At 71.1% G+C, this 21,006-nt stretch carries 19 protein-coding genes; 13 read left to right on the top strand and 6 right to left on the bottom strand.

Annotated elements, in window-relative coordinates:
* The first annotated feature begins 41 nt into the window (after nucleotides 1–41).
* The 8 genes from AC1DWR_RS11890 (at nucleotide 42) to AC1DWR_RS11855 (ending at nucleotide 6,477) form a co-directional block, all read left to right on the top strand.
* Nucleotides 42–404, top strand: a complete 363-nt coding sequence (locus AC1DWR_RS11890; RefSeq protein ID WP_477614069.1) for a YciI family protein — start codon at nucleotides 42–44, stop codon at nucleotides 402–404.
* Nucleotides 405–411: 7 nt separating this feature from the next.
* Nucleotides 412–774: a YciI family protein gene (locus tag AC1DWR_RS11885; RefSeq protein ID WP_477614068.1), complete on the top strand. Its 363-nt coding sequence runs from the start codon at nucleotides 412–414 to the stop codon at nucleotides 772–774.
* Nucleotides 771–1,133, top strand: a complete 363-nt coding sequence (locus tag AC1DWR_RS11880; RefSeq protein WP_477624495.1) for a YciI family protein — start codon at nucleotides 771–773, stop codon at nucleotides 1,131–1,133. The genes AC1DWR_RS11885 and AC1DWR_RS11880 overlap by 4 nt, the downstream gene beginning before the upstream one ends.
* Nucleotides 1,130–2,416 (top strand): RNA polymerase sigma factor, encoded by a 1,287-nt coding sequence (locus AC1DWR_RS11875; protein WP_477624494.1) that lies wholly within the window; start codon nucleotides 1,130–1,132, stop codon nucleotides 2,414–2,416. Before AC1DWR_RS11880 ends, AC1DWR_RS11875 begins: the two co-directional genes overlap by 4 nt.
* Before the next feature lie 123 nt (nucleotides 2,417–2,539).
* Complete coding sequence (gene fbaA, locus AC1DWR_RS11870) at nucleotides 2,540–3,568, top strand: class II fructose-bisphosphate aldolase (RefSeq protein ID WP_477614065.1); 1,029 nt, start codon at nucleotides 2,540–2,542, stop codon at nucleotides 3,566–3,568.
* Nucleotides 3,565–3,969: a DUF3151 domain-containing protein gene (locus tag AC1DWR_RS11865; RefSeq protein WP_477614064.1), complete on the top strand. Its 405-nt coding sequence runs from the start codon at nucleotides 3,565–3,567 to the stop codon at nucleotides 3,967–3,969. Before fbaA ends, AC1DWR_RS11865 begins: the two co-directional genes overlap by 4 nt.
* Before the next feature lie 309 nt (nucleotides 3,970–4,278).
* Entirely contained in the window at nucleotides 4,279–5,079 is an 801-nt protein-coding gene (locus AC1DWR_RS11860) for a hypothetical protein (protein WP_477624493.1), read from the top strand.
* Between the two features lie 96 nt (nucleotides 5,080–5,175).
* Complete coding sequence (locus AC1DWR_RS11855; RefSeq protein ID WP_477624621.1) at nucleotides 5,176–6,477, top strand: adenylosuccinate synthase; 1,302 nt, start codon at nucleotides 5,176–5,178, stop codon at nucleotides 6,475–6,477.
* Nucleotides 6,478–6,546: 69 nt separating this feature from the next.
* On the opposite strand, the gene AC1DWR_RS11850 is transcribed toward AC1DWR_RS11855, so the two are convergent.
* Nucleotides 6,547–8,769, bottom strand: coding sequence for a HelD family protein (locus tag AC1DWR_RS11850; protein ID WP_477624492.1), 2,223 nt, complete (start codon nucleotides 8,767–8,769; stop codon nucleotides 6,547–6,549).
* A gap of 122 nt (nucleotides 8,770–8,891) precedes the next feature.
* Complete coding sequence (locus AC1DWR_RS11845) at nucleotides 8,892–9,968, bottom strand: helix-turn-helix transcriptional regulator (RefSeq protein WP_477624491.1); 1,077 nt, start codon at nucleotides 9,966–9,968, stop codon at nucleotides 8,892–8,894.
* Between the two features lie 269 nt (nucleotides 9,969–10,237).
* Here AC1DWR_RS11845 and purD point away from each other — a divergent pair, with 269 nt between their 5' ends.
* Nucleotides 10,238–11,521 carry a phosphoribosylamine--glycine ligase gene (gene purD, locus AC1DWR_RS11840; RefSeq protein WP_477614060.1) on the top strand — a complete coding sequence of 428 codons (1,284 nt, stop codon included), beginning with the start codon at nucleotides 10,238–10,240 and terminating at the stop codon, nucleotides 11,519–11,521.
* Between the two features lie 10 nt (nucleotides 11,522–11,531).
* Here the strand turns inward: purD and AC1DWR_RS11835 are convergent, their stop codons facing one another.
* Nucleotides 11,532–12,923: an MFS transporter gene (locus tag AC1DWR_RS11835; RefSeq protein ID WP_477624490.1), complete on the bottom strand. Its 1,392-nt coding sequence runs from the start codon at nucleotides 12,921–12,923 to the stop codon at nucleotides 11,532–11,534.
* A gap of 148 nt (nucleotides 12,924–13,071) precedes the next feature.
* Between AC1DWR_RS11835 and AC1DWR_RS11830 the strand changes: the two genes are divergently transcribed.
* Nucleotides 13,072–13,992: a phosphoribosylaminoimidazolesuccinocarboxamide synthase gene (locus AC1DWR_RS11830; RefSeq protein ID WP_477624489.1), complete on the top strand. Its 921-nt coding sequence runs from the start codon at nucleotides 13,072–13,074 to the stop codon at nucleotides 13,990–13,992.
* A 37-nt stretch (nucleotides 13,993–14,029) separates the two neighbouring features.
* Here the strand turns inward: AC1DWR_RS11830 and AC1DWR_RS11825 are convergent, their stop codons facing one another.
* The 3 genes from AC1DWR_RS11825 to AC1DWR_RS11815 all read right to left on the bottom strand — a co-directional run bounded on the left by AC1DWR_RS11825 (nucleotide 14,030) and on the right by AC1DWR_RS11815 (nucleotide 17,497).
* Entirely contained in the window at nucleotides 14,030–14,281 is a 252-nt protein-coding gene (locus tag AC1DWR_RS11825) for a DUF4242 domain-containing protein (RefSeq protein WP_477614057.1), read from the bottom strand.
* 87 nt (nucleotides 14,282–14,368) lie between these two features.
* Nucleotides 14,369–17,023 carry an ATP-binding protein gene (locus tag AC1DWR_RS11820; protein WP_477624488.1) on the bottom strand — a complete coding sequence of 885 codons (2,655 nt, stop codon included), beginning with the start codon at nucleotides 17,021–17,023 and terminating at the stop codon, nucleotides 14,369–14,371.
* Between the two features lie 54 nt (nucleotides 17,024–17,077).
* Nucleotides 17,078–17,497 carry a nitroreductase/quinone reductase family protein gene (locus AC1DWR_RS11815; protein ID WP_477624487.1) on the bottom strand — a complete coding sequence of 140 codons (420 nt, stop codon included), beginning with the start codon at nucleotides 17,495–17,497 and terminating at the stop codon, nucleotides 17,078–17,080.
* 162 nt (nucleotides 17,498–17,659) lie between these two features.
* On the opposite strand from AC1DWR_RS11815, the gene purS reads away from it, so the two are divergent.
* The 3 genes from purS to purL are packed head-to-tail and all read left to right on the top strand — an operon-like array spanning nucleotide 17,660 to nucleotide 20,882.
* Nucleotides 17,660–17,917: a phosphoribosylformylglycinamidine synthase subunit PurS gene (purS, locus tag AC1DWR_RS11810; RefSeq protein WP_477614054.1), complete on the top strand. Its 258-nt coding sequence runs from the start codon at nucleotides 17,660–17,662 to the stop codon at nucleotides 17,915–17,917.
* Complete coding sequence (gene purQ / locus AC1DWR_RS11805; protein ID WP_477614053.1) at nucleotides 17,914–18,585, top strand: phosphoribosylformylglycinamidine synthase subunit PurQ; 672 nt, start codon at nucleotides 17,914–17,916, stop codon at nucleotides 18,583–18,585. The genes purS and purQ overlap by 4 nt, the downstream gene beginning before the upstream one ends.
* A complete protein-coding gene (gene purL, locus AC1DWR_RS11800; RefSeq protein WP_477624486.1) occupies nucleotides 18,582–20,882 on the top strand; it encodes a phosphoribosylformylglycinamidine synthase subunit PurL in 2,301 nt (766 codons plus the stop codon). Before purQ ends, purL begins: the two co-directional genes overlap by 4 nt.
* Nucleotides 20,883–21,006: the final 124 nt, after the last annotated feature.

Genomic DNA, 21,006 nt, shown 5'->3' with positions numbered 1-21,006 from the left:
CGTCATCAGGATGGAAGCACCCACCGATGAGAGGAACAGCCATGACCCAGTACATCGTCCTGCTGCCGGCCGACGAGACCCGCTACGCCTCGGCCTCCGCCGAGGAGCGCACCGACCTCACGGCCGCCCACGGGGAGTTCGTCCAGCTGCTCGCCGAGCGCGGGCACAAGATGACCGGCGGTGCGCAGCTGACCCCGGCCGGGGCGGCGCGGGTGGTCCGCGGGTCCGCCACCGACGAGGTCTCCGTGACCGACGGCCCCTACGCCGAGAGCGCCGAACAGGTCGGCGGCTACTACGTCGTCGAGACCTCGGACGTCGACGACCTGGCCAAGGTCTGCGGCCGGCTGCTCGCGACGCCGTTCCACGACGCGATCGAGATCCGGCAGCTCGTCGAGGGCATGTGAGGTCGTCATGACCGAGTACGTCGTCCTCATCGTCGGTGATGCCGACCGCTGGTGGACCACCATGAGCCCGGAGCGACGCCAGGCCGGGTATGCCGAGTACACCCGGTTCGGGGAAGAGCTGGGCCGGCGTGGTCACAAGATCGTTGGTGGAGCGGAGCTGCACGCGACCTCCGAGGGGCGTCGCATCCCGCGTGGCGGCGGCCCGGTCACCGACGGCCCCTTTGCCGAGGTGACGGAGCAGGTCGGCGGCTTCTACCAGATCGAGACCGACGACCTCGACGACCTGTTGGAGTGCTGTCAGATCATCGCCGCCGTCGGGGACGGCATCGAGGTGCGGCGGGTGGTCAAGCCCGAGGACCGCGGGTCGTGAGGTACGTCGTCCTCATCGCCTACGAGCCCGGCCGCTGGGCCGAGGCCGGCGAGGAGGTGCGGCAGGAGTACTTCGATGCCCACCACGCCTTCGAGCGGTTCGTCGACGAGCACGGACGGCGACTCGGCAGCGCGGCGTTGAGCGATGCCGACCTGGCGACGACGATCCGGCGTGACGGCGGCGGATCGGACGTCGTCACCGACGGACCCTTCGTCGAGCTCGCCGAGCAGATCGGCGGCTACTACGACGTCGAGCTGCCCGACCTCGACGCCGCCATCGCTGCCGCTCGGCTGCTGCCGCGGGACTACACCCTCGAGATCCGTTCCGTGGTCGGCGTGGAGGGCTACGAGAGCCGGTGAGCTCCGACGAGGTCGGCGGGTCGGCCGAGGACCCGGCCGAGGTGCTGGCCACCGTGGTGCGGGAGGAGTGGGGACGGCTCACGTCCCTGCTCCTCGCCCGCTTCCGCCGACTCGACCTCGTCGAGGACGCGCTCGCCGACGCTGTCGAGACCGCGACGCGGCGCTGGACCCGCGACGGCGCACCCGACAACCCGGCGGCCTGGCTCCACACGGCGGCCAGGCGCCGCGTCCTGGACCGGCTGCGCGCCGAGTCGATGGCCCACCGCAAGGTGCCACTGCTGATCATCGAGGCCGAACGCGAGGAGGGATCGCCCGTGCGCGCAGACCCCGGCGACCTCGTCGAGGACGACCTCCTGCGGCTGGTCCTCATGTGCACCCACCCCGCGCTCGACCCCGCCACGGCGAGCGCCCTCTCGCTGCGCCTGGTGCTCGGCGTGAGCACCGCCGACATCGCCCGCCTGTTCCTCGTGCCGGAGCCGACCATGGCGGCCCGGATCACCCGCGCCAAGCGCAAGATCGTCACGGCAGGTATCCCCTTCGCGGTCCCTTCCGCGGAGGCGCTGCCCGACCGGCTCGACACCGTGGCCCAGACCGCCTACCTCGCGTTCACGGCCGGCTACGCCCCCGGCTCCGGCCCGGACGCGGTGCGCACCGGCCTCGCCGGCGAGGCGATCCGGCTGGTCCGCGTCGTACTCGCCCTGCGCCCCGAGACGCCAGTACTGGTGGCCCTCCTCGCCCTGATGCTGCTGCAGCACTCGCGTCGCGACGCGCGCGTCGACGAGACGGGCCGCATCGTGCTGCTGCCCGACCAGGACCGGTCGCGCTGGCACCTCGACGAGGTCGACGAGGCGGTGGAGCTGCTCGCCTCGCCGAGCCTCACCGGCCCGATCACCCTCCAAGCCGCCGGGTATGCCGTGCAGGCGCGGATCGCGGTCGAGCACGCCACCGCACCCACTGCCTCCGCGACGCCGTGGGATCGGGTCGTCGCCCTCTACGACGAGCTCCTGGTGCTGACGCCCACCCCGAGCGCGCGGCTGGCCCGCGCCGTGGCCGTCGCCGAGGCGCGCGGACCGCGGGAGGGGCTGGCCGCCCTCGCGGGACTCGACGACCTGCTCGCGCACAGCCACCGCCTGCCTGCGGTGCGGGCCGAGCTGCTCACCCGCGCGGGCGACCGCGAAGGCGCGGCAGCGGCATACGCCGTCGCCATCGAGCGCTGCGGCAACGAAGCTGAACGCGCCCTGCTCCGCGAGCGGCTGGCCGCCCTGGGCATCAGCGGGGACTGAGCCAGGGGCGGGGCGCCGGACCGACCCACCAGCCTGAGACACGGGTGTCCGCCTCCGCGCGGGTCGTGCAAAGATCGGCGACGACGCAAGGCCGCCCCCACGCACGAGTCGAAGGAGACTTCCATGCCCATCGCCACCCCCGAGGTGTATGCCGACATGCTGGACCGCGCGAAGGCCGGCTCCTTCGCGTACCCCGCGATCAACATCTCGTCCTCGCAGACGCTGAACGCGGCGATCCGCGGCTTTGCGGAGGCCGGCAGCGACGGCATCGTCCAGGTGTCGACGGGTGGCGCCGAGTACCTCTCCGGCCCGACCGTCAAGGACATGGTGACCGGATCCATCGCGCTCGCGGCCTACGCCCACGAGGTCGCCAAGAAGTACGACGTCAACATCGCGCTGCACACGGACCACTGCCCCAAGGACAAGCTCGACGGCTTCGTCCGCCCGCTGCTGGCGGCCTCCGCCGAGCGCGTGAATGCCGGTGGCACGCCGTGGTTCCAGTCGCACATGTGGGACGGCTCCGCCGTGCCGCTCGACGAGAACCTCGAGATCGCCCGCGAGCTGCTGGGCCTCGCCAAGGCGGCCCACATCATCCTCGAGATCGAGGTGGGCGTCGTCGGCGGCGAGGAGGACGGCGTCGAGGGCAAGATCGACGACAAGCTCTACTCGACCCCCGAGGACGCGCTCGCGACCGTCGAGGCGCTGGGCCTGGGCGAGCAGGGTCGCTACCTCACCGCGCTGACCTTCGGCAACGTCCACGGCGTCTACAAGCCGGGCAACGTCAAGCTCCGCCCCGAGATCCTCAAGGCAGCCCAGGACGCCGTCGTCTCGGCCAAGGGACTGGCTGCGGATGCCAAGCCGTTCGACCTCGTCTTCCACGGTGGGTCCGGCTCGACGCCTGAGGAGATCGCGGCTGCGGTGGACTACGGCGTCGTCAAGATGAACGTCGACACCGACACCCAGTACGCCTTCACGCGTCCCGTCGCCGGTTACATGCTCAGCAACTACTCGGGCGTCTTCAAGATCGACGGCGAGGTCGGCAACAAGAAGCAGTACGACCCGCGCGCCTGGGGCAAGGAGGCCGAGGCCGGCATGGCAGCCCGCGTCGTCGAGGCCTGCGAGAACCTGCGCTCGGCCGGCACCCACGCATGAGCGACAACCTCCTCGGCATCCCCGAGACCCGGCTGCCCGTCGACCCCGCTGCGGCCAAGCTCGAGGAGGGCGTCGCCGCGGACCAGGTGGCCGCGGCATACCCGACCTCGTCGCTGGCCTGGGCCACGCTGGCCGAGCACGCGCTGGCGGACGGTCGCACCGTCGAGGGCTACGCCTACGCACGCACCGGCTACCACCGCGCCCTGGACTCGCTGCGCAAGAACGGCTGGCGCGGTCAGGGTCCGGTGCCGTGGGAGCACGAGCCCAACCGCGGTTTCCTTCGCGCGCTGGCCGCCCTGTCCAGGGCCGCCGGAGCGATCGGCGAGACCGAAGAGGAACTGCGCTGTGCGCAGTTCCTGCGCGACTCCTCCATGACGGGGGCGCGCGAGCTCGGTCTCTGAGCAGGTCGGGCCGTCCTCTCGACGGCGCCAGGCCGGCGGGCTCCCGCACCCACGAGAAGCAGTGACGCCGGGGGACCGGACCCGATTTCCCAGATCCCGTCCCCCGGCGTCGCCCCCTGCCGCGGACCGGAGCCCGCGGGTGGCAACTCGTCAATGTCGTCCCCTGCCGCCTGACGAGCAGCGCTCGGTCATTGTGCACATACGAGGGGCGCCCGAGGTGGCACTATGCTGCCAAAGGACAGAGGATGTCACTACCGTGTGGGAGGCGTCTTGACCAGCGGCGATGCCTTGTCTCGCGACGTGGAACGCATGCTCACCGAACCCATGGAGCGTCTGTTCGGCGTCCTCGAACGTGGCGAGCGAGAGCTGGAGGCGCGCCGGGCCGAGCTCGCCGAGGTCCGCTACGCCCTCTTCCAGCTCTCGGCGGGCGGCGCGGCCGCCCAGCACGCGCGGCACAGCGTCGTCGAACCGCTCGCCGCCGACATGGCGGCCCCGATGCTGCGCTACCTGCTGCAGAACACCACCGGCTTGTCCCGGGTCAGCACGATGAGCGTCGACGTGGGGGCCGGTGTCGTGCAGGAGAACTACCGGCTCAACCAGGACCTGCTGACGCAAGGCCGGTTCCGCCAGCGGACGATCTATCCGATGGACATCGTGGGCGGCGAGGACGGCCGCGCCTGGGTGCAGTCCTTCGCAGCGGCAGGCGAGGAGCAGCGGCTGTCACTGTCACCGCCGAGCGAGTTCTCCATCTTCGACCAGCACTCGCTCGTGGCCGTGTCCGAGTGGGGCAACCCCGACAGCGACTACGTCATGGTCCGTGACCCGATGCTCATCGCGGCCTTCACACAGCTGTTCGACCGCGCGTTCGACCTGGCCCTGCCGGTCGTGCCTCACGATGACCAGGACGACGAGGACCTGCGCCTCGTGAAGCTGCTCGGACTCGGTCTGAAGGACGAGTCGATCGCCCGCTACCTCGGGTGCAGCCTGCGGACCGTTCGCCGACGGGTGGCCTCGCTGATGGCTCGACACGGCGTGCAGACCAGGTTCCAGCTCGGGCAGGCGGCGGCCAGCGGTGAACTCGGCTCCCCTCGCGAGACGGTGGAACGGTAGCCTTTCCCGGTACGGGCCCCGTGCGAACACCACGGGGCCTGCTGCATGACCACGGTGACCGACTCCGTCACCGACGCAGACATGGAGAGGTGCGGTATGCCGGCAATCGTGCTCGTGGGCGCTCAGTGGGGCGACGAGGGCAAGGGCAAGGCCACCGACCTGATGGGCAGCGACGTCGACTACGTCGTGAAGTTCAACGGTGGCAACAATGCAGGCCACACCATCGTGATCGAGAAGGACGGCAAGCGAGAGAAGTACGCCCTCCACCTACTCCCGTCGGGCATCCTCACCCGGACCTGCACCCCGATCATCGGCAACGGGGTCGTCGTGGACCTCGCGGTGCTCTTCGAGGAGATCGACGGCCTCGAAGCGCGAGGAGTCGACACCTCACGACTGCTGGTCAGCGCGAACGCCCACATCATCGCCCCCTACAACCGGGTGCTCGACAAGGTCACCGAGCGCTTCCTCGGGTCGCGCAAGATCGGCACGACCGGCCGCGGCATCGGCCCGACCTATGCCGACAAGATGGCGCGCAACGGCATCCGTGTGCAGGACCTGTTCGACGAGAAGATCCTGCGCCAGAAGGTCGAGGCGGCGCTGGCCCTCAAGAACCAGATCCTCGCCAAGATCTACAACCGCCGTGCGGTCGAGGTCGACGAGGTGATGGAGGAGCTCCTCGGGTATGCCGAGCGGTTGCGTCCCATGGTCGCCGACACCTCCCTGGTGCTCGAGCAGGCACTCAACGAGGGCAAGACCGTGCTGCTGGAGGCCGGGCAGGCGACCCTGCTCGACGTCGACCACGGGACCTACCCCTTCGTCACGTCGTCCAGCGCGACGGCTGGTGGCGCCTGCACCGGCTCCGGCATCCCGCCGACTCGGGTCAACACCGTGATCGCGATCCTCAAGGCCTACTCGACGCGAGTGGGTGAGGGCCCCTTCCCGACCGAGCTGTTCGACGCCAACGGCGAGTTCCTGCGCAAGACCGGCGCCGAGTTCGGCACGACCACCGGCCGCCCGCGCCGCTGCGGATGGGTGGACACCGTGGTCGGTCGCTACGCCACGCGGATCAACGGGGTCACCGACTTCGTCATCACCAAGCTGGACGTGCTGACGGGTCTGGACACCATCCCGGTGTGCGTGGCCTACGACGTCGACGGGGTCAGGCACGACGACATGCCGGTCAACCAGACCGACTTCCACCACGCCAAGCCGATCTACGAGGACCTCCCCGGGTGGTGGGAGGACCTGACAAAGTGCCGGACGTTCGAGGACCTGCCGGCGAACGCCCAGGCCTACGTCCTGCGGCTCGAGGAGCTCATCGGCGCTCGGGTCTCCGCCATCGGCGTGGGCCCGGGTCGCGACGAGATCATCAGTCGCCACTCCCTGCTCGGCGCCTGAGCTCACTGGTTCGTCCCGCCAAACCCTCCGGGCACGTTGTGCGGGACCCGCGCCGAGGTCAGGTGTGGGTCAGGCGGGGCGCAACACCGTCATCCGGTGCGCGGCGCGGGTGAGGGCGACGTAGAGGACGCGCACTCCCCCCGGGGACTCGGCCGCGATCTCCTCGGGGTCGACGATGACCGTCGCGTCGTACTCCAGACCCTTGGTCGACATGGGGTCGATGACGCCGACCCGGTCGCTGAGGGCGCCCAGCCCGGCCAGCGACGCGGCATACCTGGTCGGGGTGATGACCGCGATCGAGCCCTCCACCTCGTCGAGCAGCGCCTCGACCGCCGAGGTCGCAGCGGCCTCCCAGCCGCCGTCGGCGACGGTCGTGTCGACTGGGTCGAAGCCGGTCTCACGGACAGCTCGGGGGATGTCGGCATCCGGCACGTGGGCCTGGACCACCTTCGCCGCGTAGTCGAAGATCTCGCGGGCGTTGCGGTAGTTGGTGTCCATGTGGAAGAGGCGACGCTCCTGTGACCCGAAGGCTTCCTCGCGGGCACGGCCTGCCTCCACGGCGTCGGGCCACGACGCCTGCGCAGCGTCGCCGACGACGGTCCACGACGAGTAGCGGCCGCGGCGACCGAGCATCCGCCACTGCATCGGGGACAGGTCCTGCGCCTCGTCGACGAGGACGTGGGCGTACTCGCCGGGGCCCTCGATGCGGCCCTGGAGGAGCAGCTCACGCGGGTCGGTCGGGGAGGTGCGTGACGACTTGGTGCCGACGGCGCGGGAGTCCAGACCCGCCCGCACCTCGGCGACACCGAACTGCGAGACGTCCTCGAACTCCTCGATCTCGTAGAACCCGCGCTCCTCGGCAGGGCCGTCCTGGACGGGACCCAGCCGGGCGGAGAGGTCGTCGACGAGGGCGGCGTCGGCGGCCGACCAGGTGCCGACCTCCAGCGCGTGGCGCATCGAGGCGGCGAACAGGTCGCACTCGTGCGGCGACAGGACACCGGCACCGTGCTGGCGGGCGCGCTCGGGATCGGCGAGCCACAGGAGCACGTCACGGGGGTCCACCTGCGGCCACCAGGCGGCGAGGAACGCGTCCACCTCCAGGTGGTCCTCGAACCGGTCCATGAACTCGGCCCGGTCGCCCTCGCGGACGCTCGCCCAGGCGGCCTCGGCGAGCGCGCTCTGGACCGCCTTGGCCGACAGGTTGCGCTGGTGGTTGCGCAGCACCTGCGCCCGGATCCGGTCGAGCGCGGGTGCGTCGACCCGGACCGCCTTGCCGTTGACGAAGGCGCGGAACGCCTGCGGCGCGTCGGGGGGTGCGTCCGACGAGGCGCGCGCCAGCAGCCGCCGGATGCGCAGGGAACCCTTGATGGCGGCCACCTCTGGCGTGTCCAGCCGGGTCGCCGTGATGCCGTCGACGACGTCCCCGAGCGAACGCAGCGTCACCGACTCCTCACCGAGCGAGGGCAGCACGCGCTCGATGTATGCCGTGTAGGCGGACGAGGGGCCCACCACCAGGATGCCGCCCGCCTCGAACCGGCGGCGGTCGGAGTAGAGCAGGTAGGCGGCGCGGTGCAGGGCGACGACCGTCTTGCCGGTGCCCGGGCCGCCGGTGATCTCGGTGATGCCGCGCGCCGAGGCCCTGATCGCCTCGTCCTGGTGGCGCTGGATCGTGGCCACGATGTCGCGCATCTGGGCACCACGGCTGCGGGTGAGGGCTGCGAGGAGCGCGCCGTCGCCGACGACCACGAGGTCGTCGGGGGCATCGGTCACCATGAGGTCGTCCTCGACGCCGACCACGTCCGGGCCCTTGCACCGCAGGACCCGGCGGCGCAGGACATCCATCGGTTCGACGGGCGTGGCCCGGTAGAAGGCGGCTGCTGCGGGCGCGCGCCAGTCGATCACGAGGGGCTCGTAGTCGTCGTCGCGGACTCCGAGCCGGCCGATGTAGCGGATCTCGCGGTCCGGCTCCTTGGCCTCGTGGGCCAGTGCGTGGTCGAGGTCGAGCCGCCCGAAGACGAGGCCTTCGTACTGGGTGTCGAGCGTGGACCGGCGACGGGCGGCATTGAAGACCAAGGCATCCCGCTCGAACAGCCCGGTCAGCTCCTCGTCGCGGACGTCGCCGGTGCGGTCGGTCCGGCCGCGGGCCAGGCCATCGGCCTCGACCAGGCCGGCCCGGGCCTGGGCCTTGAGGAGCTCGGCATAGACCAGGTCGACATGGGCCTGCTCGATGGCGATCTCACGGGCGACCTCGGCGCTGGACGCCTTCGCGCTCGAGTGGTCCGATCCCGTCACGGTGCAACGCTTTCTGGTTGTGCGGCTTGGTGTGGTGCGACGTGCTTCCTCCCGGGGGAGAACGCACGAGTCTAGCGAGCACGAGGAGCCCCGCCGTGCACCAGTTCACAGGGTGGCGAGGCCTAGATCATCCCGCGGCGGGCGGCCTGGACGCCGGCCTGGAACCGGGTGCCGGCGCCGAGCTGGTCCATCAGCGCCCGGACTCGGCGCTCGACGGTGCGCTGGGACACCCCGGCCTGACGCGCGATCGTCGCGTCGGGAGCCCCGGCCGCGAGGAGGGCAAGGATCATCTGGTCGCGCCGTTCGTTGGCCATCCCGCCGAGGCCGAGTGGCGAGCCGAGGTCCCAGAGGTGGTCGGACAAGGCGATCAGGGCCAGCACCATCGACCGGGCGCGGATGAGCGCCGACCCGAAGCCCGAGGGGTCGAAGGCACTCACGTCGACGATCGCCGCGGCCTCGTCGACGATCACGGCGGAGAACGGCACCGAGGACGTCAGGCGGAACCGTTCGCCGCCGCGCTCGCGGGCCTCGAGGATCTCCAGCGCCCCGTCGATCTCCAGGACCTCCGTGTCGTAGACCGTGGTGTAGTCGAGCTGGTTGCCGCTCACGCCCCGTGTCGGCTCCTCGTGGCTGTGCAGCGGGCTGGCGAAGATCGCCCGCGTGCGCGGTGACAGCGACCGGAAGCTGCGGATCTGCCGGGTGCCGGCGGCCACGGCTTCCGCGGTGACCGCCGCGATCTCGTCCATGGAGTTCAGGATCCGCACTGTGCCCACGTCGGGTGTGCGGGACGCCGACCTCGCCTGGAAGAACACCTGCGCGAGCTCGTGTGCGGCAGAACGGGTTTCGCGCGCCCGACGCTCGTAGTCGAGGGCAAGGGCAGGCAGGGAGATGTCCGGCGGGATGACCTCGATCCGGTCGCCCGGGTGGACGCGGATCAGCCCGCGGCTCGCCAGGACCTCGAGCGAGTGGTCGATCAACGGAGCCTTCATGCCCTGGGCGACCAGCAGCGCCTTGGTGGGGTCCGGATGCTGCAGTGCGGCCAGGAAGACCCGGGTGATCACGCCTTCGGCCTCGTCGTCGTCCGCGGCGAGGTCCAGCCTGCTCGCCAGCGCGCGCTCGTCGATCTCCGGGTCCTTCGGCCGGTCGGTCGCCTGGCCCCTCCCGTCCACGGTCCCCGCTGACTGGCTCTCGACGACCATGGGGCACATGCTCGTCGCCTGGCGAGATTCCGTCAATGACGCAAGTCCGCCACCTCTGGGCTTTACCTCCGGCCCAACCATGGTCCACTCTGGAGTCAGTCGACAGCGTCGACCCACGTGCATGGTTGCAGGTTCCCCCGCCAGGCGACCGCACGTCGGCTGCGCGGCGTCCCCGGGAGATGTCCCCCCTGCCTCCCCGGGACGCCGCGCACTCATCTCCGGCGGGCCGCTGACGACGACTTTCGCGACGACTCTCTACGCTGGGGGCCGTGAAGGTACTCGTCATCGGCTCCGGTGCTCGCGAGCACGCCCTCGTCAAGTCCCTGGGCGCCGACCCGGAGGTGGAAGCGGTGATCGTCGCCCCCGGAAACCCGGGGATGGACGCGATCGCCCTGTGTGAGGCCCTCCCGGGCGGCGTGCTGGACGGGCCGGGCATCGCGGCGCTCGCCCGCAGGCACGGCGTCGACCTCGTGGTGATCGGCCCGGAAGCGCCCCTGGTGGCCGGGGTCGCCGATGCCGTGCGCGATGAGGGTTTCGCAGTGTTCGGACCCTCCGCTGAGGCAGCACGCCTGGAGGGCAGCAAGTCCTTCGCCAAGGAGGTCATGGCGGCAGCGGACGTGCCCACGGCCCTGGCCCGGGTCTGCGGCACCCTCGACGAGGTCGCCGACGCCCTCGACGCACTCGGCGCACCGCACGTCGTCAAGGACGACGGGCTGGCCGCCGGCAAGGGCGTCGTCGTCACCGACGACCGCGACCAGGCGTTGGCCCATGCGCAGCTCTGCCTGGCCAAGGAGGGCGGCACCGTGGTCATCGAGGAGTTCCTCGACGGTCCCGAGGTCTCGTTGTTCTGCCTCTGCGACGGCAGCACCGTCGTCCCACTGGCCCCCGCCCAGGACTTCAAGCGGGTCGGTGACGACGACCAGGGCCCCAACACCGGTGGGATGGGCGCCTACTCGCCGCTCGACTGGGCGCCGGCCACGATGGTCGACGAGCTGGTCAGCCGCGTGGCCCAGCCGACCGTCGACGAGATGGCTCGCCGGGGCACTCCGTTCGTCGGGGTCCTCTACATCGGGGTGGCGATCACCTCCCGTGGTCCACGGGTCATCGAGTTCAACGCCAGGTTCGGTGACCCCGAGACCCAGGTCGTGCTGGCTCGGCTGCAGACCCCGTTGGGTGGACTGCTGAAGGCTGCAGCCACCGGTCAGCTCGACGACATCGCCCCGCTCACATGGTCGCGGCAGCATGCCGTCACGGTCGTCGTCGCGTCCCAGAACTACCCGGACACCCCGCGGACCGGCGACCCCGTGAGCGGCGTCGAGGACGCGGCTGACGTGCCCGCGGCATACGTGCTCCATGCGGGCACGGCCCGCGACGAGGACGGGGTGCTCGTGTCGGCGGGGGGACGGGTGCTGTCCGTGGTCGCCCTGGGCGAGAGCCTCACCCAGGCGCGCGAACGCGTCTACGAAGCCGTGGACCACATCGAGCTCGAGGGTTCGCACCACCGCACCGACATCGCGCTCGCGGCCCAGCGCAACGAGCTGCACGTCGGCTGAACCTCACGCATCACCCGGGCCGGCGCGCCGCCACGAAGCCGACGAGGCCGACCATCGCACAGGCCGCCATCGTCGACGCGAAGAGCCAGCCGGGCAGGTGGGGCGCCTGCCACGCGATGAGGGCGCCGGCGACGGCCAGTCCGACCGCCTGGGCCACGGATGCGGTGAGGCTGGACGCCGCCGTGATCCGGCCCTGGTCCTGCATCGGAGCGAAGCGCAGCAGCTGCGTGGACAGCGTCGGTGAGACCACGCCCATGCCCAGCCCGGCCACCCCCCAGAGCGCCAGGCCGGCGACGACGGGCAGCGCGTCCAGGCTCGTGAGGGCCGGGCCCAGGACACCGACGGCGATGAGCCCGAAACCGATCTGGAGGCGTCTGACCGGGCTGACCACACGCTGGACCGCGCCGAGCCCGTGGACCTGCGAGCCCGCCGCCCAGCACAGCCCGGTCACGGTGAGGCTGACGCCCGCCGCCGCGGGGCCGAGGCCGTGGATCGTCGTGAGCATGAGGGGCAGGAGGCCGCCGACCGTGCCGAACGCAGCCGCCACGAGCCCGCGGAGGGCGACGAGCGCCGGTATGCCGTGGGCGAACCTGAGCGTCCCGGCCGGCAGGACGGCGCGCACGGCCGGGGCAGCGGAGGCGACCCCGATGAGGACGAGGCCGGCTCCGAGAACCTGGACGGGTCCGGATCTGCCGAGCAGCGACCCGCCTGCCGTGAGGGCTGCCAGACCTGCCGCCGCCAACGCCGCGGCCCGCACGGCGCGGTGCTCCCGCGTCGTCCAGGTGGTGGCGCGCTCGTGGGGGGTGGCGGCCGTCATGGACGGTCGTAGGAGGAACCACGCCGGCGGGAGGAGCGCCACCCCCACGGCAAAGACCGCGCGCCACGACACGGCCTCCGTCAGCAGTCCGGCGACCGGTGGACCCAGCAGCGAAGGCAGCACCCAGGCTGCGGCGAACGCCGCGAAGACCTTGGCACGCAGCTCCTCCGGCAGCGCTCGCGCCATCAGGACGGTCAACGAGACGTCCATCAGCGCTTCGGCGATCCCGGAACCGAACCGACCCACCGCGAAGACCACCATTCCCGGCGCGAGCGCCATCGCGACCTGCGAGGCGGCGAACACCGCCATGCCTGCCTGCAGTGGACGGACCGGACCACGGTGGTCGGCCCACGCCCCGGCGATGACAGTGGCGACGACGAACGACACCAGGGGTGCCGCACTCGCCGCGCCGAACAACCACAGCCCGTCGAGCTCGCGAGCGACCGTGGGCAGCACGGTCATCGTGGCGCGGTTCTCGAAGGCGCCCAGCGTCACCAGCGCCACCGCCCCGATGGCGAACGGGAGGTGTGCGCGATCGCGCAGCGTGGCGGTCCTGGTGGTGGCGTCGTGGGTCGCAGTGGGCATGGCGAAGAGTCTGGAAGTTGAAGTGGACTTCAAGTCAAGCGAGGAATCCGGCACGTGTTGCGCTGCCGTTGTCACGTGACGTCGAACTGGGGTCCACGTGCCGACCTGACGGCAGCACGTCGGGGCTACGGCTGGGAGGATGTCGGCCATGACGTCCTCCCAGCCCGACTCGGCGCCCGCGCCCCTCGCCCTCCCCGGCTACGCCCACGTCTACTCCGGCAAGGTCCGCGACCTCTACGCCCCGCTGGACGACTCGGGCGAGCCGCGTGACGACCTGCTCCTGCTCGTGGCCAGCGACCGGCTCTCGGCGTTCGACTTCATCCTCGACAGCCCCATCCCCGACAAGGGCGCGGTGCTGACCCAGCTGTCGCTGTGGTGGTTCGAGCAGCTCGCCGACGTGGTGCCCAACCACGTCGTCTCGACCGACGTCCCGGCCGAGGTGGCCGGTCGCGCGGTCCTGGTCAGGCGGCTGAACATGCTCCCGGTCGAGTGCGTCGCGCGGGCCTACCTCACCGGCGGTGGCCTCCGCGAGTACGTCACCGACGGCCACGTGAGCGGCGTGGCGCTCCCGGACGGTCTGGTCGACGGGTCGCGGCTCCCCGAACCGGTCTTCACCCCCTCGACCAAGGCGCCTGTCGGCGAGCACGACCAACCCATGCCGTATGCCGCCGTGGAGCGCGAGCTGGGAGCCGACCTGGCGGCGCGGGCCAGGGACCTGACGGTGGCGATCCTCAAGCGGGGCAACGAGATCGCGGCCGATCGCGGCATCCTCATCGCTGACACCAAGGTCGAGTTCGGTCTCGAGGGTGACTCCCTGGTGCTGGCCGACGAGGTGCTGACGCCGGACTCGTCGAGGTTCTGGCCGGCCGACCAGTGGGAGCCTGGCCACACGCAGCCGTCGTTCGACAAGGAGTTCGTCCGCGAGTGGCTGATCTCCCCGGCCAGCGGCTGGGACACGGCCTCCGGCGAGGCCCCGCCCCGGCTGCCCGACGACGTCGTGGAGCGCACGCGTGCCAAGTACGTCGAGGCCTACGAACGCCTCACCGGACGCACCTTCACGGCTGGCTGAGCGGCCTACCGGCCGCCCTCAGGCCAGCGCCAGGTCCTCAGGAGCCTTCCTGCACCGCGTAGATCTCGTCGGCGACCAGGCCGTGCGCTTCGCGGTGGACGGTGTTGGCAGCCTCGGCGTCGGGTGCGTCGACGAGGCAGAAGATCTTGCCCTGCGACTCGTCGACCCAGTAGCGCAGGTACTGCACGTCGTGGCTCGACTGCTCCTGCAGGTCGGCCATGTGGGCCTGGGCGACGTCGCCGATGGCAACCCCGCCGTCGATCGTGTGCACGTCCATGAACAGTGGCATCGTTCTCGCCTTTCGTCCGGGACCCCGGTGGTCCCTCTCCCCGAAAGGTAGGAGTCGGCGGGGCCGCTCCTCATCGGTGACCGGTGCCTAGATTGCGGGGGCGACGGTGCCCATTTCCGTCGTGGGTGATGCCGCGGCGCCGGCCCCGTTCGCACGTGCCCTGGCCACGGCCTCGGTGCGCGACGCTGCGCCGAGCTTGGCGAGGACGGACGCCACGTGGTGGTCGACGGTGCGTTCGGAGATGAACAGGCGGGCACTCACCTCGCGGTTCGAGAGCCCCTCGCCCACGAGGGCGAGCACCTGTTGCTCGCGGCCGGTGAGCCCGTTGGGGTGCGCCGTCGCCGCGGCCCGCGGCCCTCGGGGTATGCCGCGCACCCCGGCCTCCTTCAGCCGTCGCCGTGCCAGGGTGGCGCCCGGCGTCGACCCGATCGAGGTGAACAGGTCGAGCCCCCGGCGCAGGTCGTCCTCGTCATCGGAGGCCATCAGCGCTGCCGCCGCCTCGAAGGGGCACCCGAGCTCCTGCCAGGTTGCGGCCGAGCGTCGGGGGTCTCCCGCGAACTCGGCCGCATAGGGGTCGGGCGCGTCGGCGGGCGCTGCCTCGAGCAACCCGGTGCGCCCCAGCCAGAGGGCGAGCTCTGCCCGGGGCCAGGGCCCCTCGTGCTCGCTTCCCTTCCACACGTCGAGCACCCAGGCCTCGTCGCCGACCGGGCCTCCGGACAGCCACGCTTGCTGGAGCACGGCGACGGCGGCGAAGGCCCGCCAGTAGGGCTCGCCGTTCGCGTCGGCCAGCTCTCTGCACTCGGCGAGTCGGGGCGTGGCCCGGGGGTCGCCGAGCCGGGCGAGGGCGGGCCCCATGCCGATCAGGACGTGCAACCGGTTCACCGGGGAGATCTGTTCGGCCAGCATGCTGGTGCACAGGGCGAGGGCCTCCGTCAGGCGGCCCATCCGCACCAGGGCCGTGACCCTCGACCCGAGCAGGCACCACCAGAAGGTCGGCATCTCGCAGTCCTGGTTGTAGGCCGCCCCCTCCTCGTAGACCCACTCGTACTCGGCGACACGGAGGTGGTCGACGGCCGCCTGGTAGAGGTTGGCGTAACCCCGGGCCGCGTCCCGCTGGAAGCCACCGTCACGGGCGAGGACCAGCGCCTTCTCCATCTGGCCCCAGCCGTCGAGGCCGTGGTTGATCCGGTCCCACCCGAGGTTCTGGAGGGTCGAGGCATACATCTCGTCCGACCCGAGCTCCTGTGCCATGGCAAGGCACTGCTCGGCCATGGCCATCCCCTCGTCGGCGCGACCCGTGTCCGACAGCAGGCCGGCCTTGTAGCCGTAAGCCATCACCTTCTCCGTCGACAGTGGGGCGTCGCGCATCATCGAGAAGATCTGCTCGACGAGCTCGGCATGGCCCTGGCCGTCGCAGAGCCGCCACCGCGTGATGGCGAGGGCGCGCAGGTTGCGGCACAGCGGCTCCAGGTCGCCGCTGGCGCGGGCGAACGCGACGGCCAGCTCGCGTGGCGGCAGCGACTCCTCCCACCGGTCCATGAGCGAGAGGGCGTGAGCCAGGCCTTCGTGCAGCTCCGCACGTTCGGTGTCAGTGGCCGACCCGGCATACCGAAGGGCCCGAGTGAACTGCGCGACCGCCTCGGTGGTGGACGACAGGGCGGCTGCCTCCCGAGCAGCCGCGGTCGACTCGGCGAAGGCCTCGTCGACCAGGCCGGCGGCATCCGCGTGGTGGGCGAGGCGCGCGTGGTCCGGGTCCCTGTTCTTCGTGGGGTCCCCAAACCATCGGTATGCCGCGGCGTGTAGCTGGGTGGCGCGGTAGGCGGGGACGTTGGCCTCGACGGCGAGCCGAGCCAGCTCGTGCCTGAAGGCGAACAGGCGGACGGGGTCGCCCGGCCCGCCCGCCGGTACCAGTCCACCGGAGGCGAGGCACTCGTCGAGGTGGGCGGGCTCGCGTCCGGACACTCCGGCGATCGTCGCGGCCGAGGCCGGCTGCCCGATGATGGCGGCCGCCCACACGAGCTGCCGCGCGTCGTCGGTGAGCTGTGCCGTCCGGGCGGCGACCACGTCGCTCACGGAGGACGGGACGTGGTCGCTGGGGTTGCTGAGGAGCTCCTCGACGTAGAACGGGTTGCCACTGCTCAGCCGGTAGATGGCAGCCGCGTCCGCACGCCCCTGCGACCGCGCGAGCTCGGCAACCGCTGCGGGTGTCAGCGGCGGGAGGGTCATCCGCCTTGTCGGGCGCTGCGTGGCCAGGGATGCCAGCGCACTGCGCGGCGGACTCTCGGCGCCGACCTCCTCGTCGCGATAGGTCAACAGCACCATCGTCGACATGCTCGTGAGCCGTCGCGCCAGGTAGGTCAGCCAGTCGAGAGTCGCTTCGTCGGCCCAGTGCACGTCCTCGACCACCACCGCGGTCGGTCGGCCTGCCGCTCCGAGCCGCTCCAGCGACGTGGCGAAGAGGGTGTTCCGGTCGGCTCCCGTGCGGAACTGGTCGAGCAGGCCGTCGCCGTCCGCCGTCGCGATCTCGAACAAGGGGCCCAGCGGACGAGGGGTGAAACCACCGTCGCACGCCCCACGCAGCCATCTCAGGTCGGGCCGCTGCGCCGCGAAGGTGTCGAGCAGCGCGGTCTTGCCGATGCCGGCCTCGCCGGCGACCAGGACGAGGCGGCCGTGCCCGCGAGCCGCCTCATCGGCATACTCGCCCAAGGTCTCCAGGAAAGTGGCTCGTTCGAGCAGCTCCACGCCTCGAAGTGTGTCGGAGATGCCGTCGGGACGACATCCTCCATTGTGCGGAGTTCAGCCGGCGGGCGTGAGCACGGCCACGGGGATGGTCCGCCCCGCCTTCCGCGCGTACTTCGCGACTCCTGGGAGCCTGGCCACGATGACGCCGTTCCAGGCCTGATCGCGCTCCTCGCCGCGCAGCTCGCGAGCCGATGCGCGCATGCGTTCGCCAAGGACCTGCAGATCCGTCTCGCCCGCCACCCGCAGGTTCCGGAACCAGTCGGGGTCCCTCGGGCTACCGGAAGCGGCGCCCCACACCAAGTAGCCCTCGGGCCTCGGAATCGCCCTCACGCAGGTCGAATGCGGCTCTCCGGTGCGGCGGCCCGGCGTGGTCAGCATGACCACCGGGGCATCCTTGGTCCCGCCCATGGCGCGACCGTTCAGCCGGCGGTACATCCACGCGCCGATGAGGGTCGACCAACGAGCCATCGACATGATCCGAGTGTCCCGCTCGCCCGGGCGCATGAAAAGGGTGCCGGGCGGACCGCCGACCTGTCGTCCGGGAGGTGACCGTGCGGCATACCCACTGCCGTGGCGCGGATAGACTGCGGTCGCTTCCTTCCCCGCGCCACCGTGCTCAACCCAGGAGACCCCCGAATGGGCCACGTCGTCATTGACGTCATGCTGAAGCCAGAGATCCTCGACCCCCAGGGTCAAGCCGTGAACGGGGCTCTTCCCCGGCTCGGCTTCGAACAGTTCACGGACGTGAGGCAGGGCAAGCGGTTCGTCCTCACCGTGGACGGCGAGGTCACCGACGAGCACCTCGCGGCCGCCGCGGAGGCAGCTGAGAAGCTGCTGTCCAACCCCGTGATCGAGGACGTCGTCAGCGTCCGTGCCGAGGACCCCGACCAGTGAAGGTCGGGGTCGTCACGTTCCCGGGGTCGCTCGACGACCGCGACGCAGCCCGCGCCGTGCGCGCCGTCGGTGCCGAGGCGATCACCCTCTGGCACGGCGACGCCGACCTCAAGGGTGTCGACGCGGTCGTGCTGCCCGGCGGGTTCTCCTACGGCGACTACCTGCGGTGCGGGGCGATCGCCCGCTTCGCGCCCGTCATGGACGCGCTCATCCCGGCCGCGCAGGGCGGGCTGCCGGTGATCGGGATCTGCAACGGGTTCCAGGTCCTGTGCGAGTCGCACCTACTGCCCGGCGCGCTGATCCGCAACGACCACCGCAAGTTCAACTGCGTCGACCAGCGGCTCGTCGTCGAGAACAACCAGACAGCCTGGACCTCGGATTTCGAGGCCGGCCAGGAGATCACGATCGTCCTCAAGAACGGTGAGGGCGGTTTCGTCGCCGACGAGGCCACCCTCGACCGGCTCGAGGGCGAGGGCCGCGTCGTCTTCCGGTATGCCGGTGACAACCCCAACGGCTCGTACCGCAAGATCGCGGGCATCACCAACGACCGCGGCAACATCGTGGGCCTCATGCCCCACCCCGAGCACGCGGTCGAGGAGGGCTACGGCCCCTCGACCGACGGGCTCCCGTTCTTCACCTCCGTCCTGAAGGCAATGGCCAGCGCATGACCGTCCAGACCCACAAGCCCACGCTCGACACCGTCTCGCACGCAGCCGACACCCCCGGGGTCGAGCAGCCGTGGGCAGAGCTCGGTCTCAAGGAGGACGAGTACGCCAGCATCCGCGAGATCGTCGGCCGTCGTCCCACCAGCGCCGAGCTCGCGATGTACTCGGTGATGTGGAGCGAGCACTGCTCCTACAAGTCGTCCAAGGTGCACTTCTCCCTCTGGGGTGAGAACACCACCGACGAGATGCGCGAGAAGCTCCTCGTCGGCATCGGCGAGAACGCCGGCGTCGTCGACATCGGCGACGGCTGGGCGGTGACCTTCAAGGTCGAGTCGCACAACCACCCGTCCTACGTCGAGCCCTACCAGGGTGCGGCCACCGGGGTCGGCGGCATCATCCGCGACATCATGTCGATGGGTGCCCGCCCGATCGCGATCATGGACCCGCTGCGGTTCGGCAACCTCAACCACCCCGACACCCAGCGGGTGCTGCCCGGGGTCGTCGCCGGAGTCGGTGGCTACGGCAACTGCATCGGCCTGCCCAACATCGGCGGCGAGGTCGTGTTCGACGACTGCTACCAGGGCAACCCGCTCGTCAACGCGCTCTGCGTTGGCGCGATGCGCATCGAGGACATCCACCTTGCCAAGGCCTCCGGTGTCGGCAACAAGGTGATCCTCTTCGGCGCCAAGACCGGCGGCGACGGCATCGGCGGGGTCTCGGTCCTCGCCTCGGAGACGTTCGACGAGGGTGGCCCCACCAAGCGCCCCGCGGTCCAGGTCGGCGACCCGTTCGCCGAGAAGGTGCTCATCGAGTGCTGCCTCGACCTCTATGCCGCGCACGTCGTCGACGGCATCCAGGACCTGGGTGGCGCCGGCCTCTCCTGTGCCACCAGTGAGCTCGCGTCCAACGGTGACGGCGGCATGCAGATCGAGCTCGACCGCGTGCCGCTGCGCGACGCGTCGCTCCGGCCTGAGGAGATCCTCATGTCGGAGAGCCAGGAACGCATGATGGCGGTCGTGGCACCCGAGCACCTCGACGAGTTCATGGCGATCACGGACCGCTGGGACGTCGAGGCCACGGTCCTCGGCGAGGTCACCGACGGCGAGCACCTCGTCATCACCTGGCACGGCGAGGTCATCGTCGACGTGCCGCCGCGGTCGGTCGCCCACGAAGGGCCGACCTACCACCGCCCGCTGGAGCGGCCGGCATACCTGGATGACCTCCAGGCCAACGGCACCGACACCCTGGGTCGCCCCGTCGACGGCCTCGGGCTCAAGTCCGACCTGCTCACGCTGCTTGCCTCCCCGAACCTCTGCGACAAGTCGTGGGTCACCGAACAGTACGACCGCTACGTGCTCGGCAACACGGCGCTCGCGATGCCCGACGACGCGGGTGTCGTCCGCGTCGACGAGGAGACCGGTCGCGGGGTCGCCGTCTCGACCGACTGCAACGGCAGGTTCGCCAAGCTCGACCCCTACGTCGGAGCCCAGCTGGCGCTGGCTGAGTCCTACCGCAACGTCGCGACGGCGGGCGCCACCCCGCTGGCGGTGACCGACTGCCTGAACTTCGGCTCGCCGGAGGACCCGGGCGTGATGTGGCAGTTCCGCGAAGCCGTCAAGGGCATCGCCGAGGGCTGCAAGACCCTCGGCATCCCCGTCACCGGCGGCAACGTCTCCTTCTACAACCAGACCGGTGACGTGGCGATCCACCCGACGCCGGTGATCGGCGTCCTTGGCGTCATGGACGACGTGTCGCGGCGCACCCCGTCGGGTTGGAAGACGCCCGGCCAGGTCATCTACCTGCTCGGCAGCACCCGCAACGAGCTGGCCGGCGGCGAGTGGGCCCACGTCGTGCACGGCCACCTGGGTGGCCTCCCGCCCGCGGTGGACCTCGGGGCCGAGCAGCTGCTGGGCGAGATCTTGGTCAACGCCAGCCGCGACGGCCTGGTCGACGCCGCCCACGACCTGTCCGACGGTGGCCTGGCGATCGCGCTCGCCGAGGCGACCATGCGCTACGGCGTCGGGGCCAGGATCTGGCTCGACGCGGTGTGCGAGCGCGACGGAATCGACCCCTTCACCGCGCTCTTCAGCGAGTCCACCGCCCGGGTGATCGTCTCGGTGCCGCGCTCGGAGGAGGTGCGCTTCACGGACATGTGCACCGCCCGTGGACAGGTGCACGCCCGGATCGGGGTCGTCGACGACGAGACCGACGGCCTCGACGTGCAGGGCAATTTCGAGGTGAGCCTGGCCGACCTGCGGGAGGCCCACACCGGCACGTTGCGAGCGGTCTTCGGCGGCTGACCCTTCGGGGCGCGCGAGCGGCCCGGTCGCGTCCCCCAACGCGTCCGGGCCGTTCGTTCCCCTGGGTGTCCCCGCAAGGAACAGTACGTCCGTGGTCTGACAGCGTCGATGGGTAGAAGTACTC

The sequence above is a fragment of the Pedococcus sp. P2_E2 genome (assembly GCF_056403955.1).
This window is presented reverse-complemented; position numbering and strand designations above follow the sequence as displayed.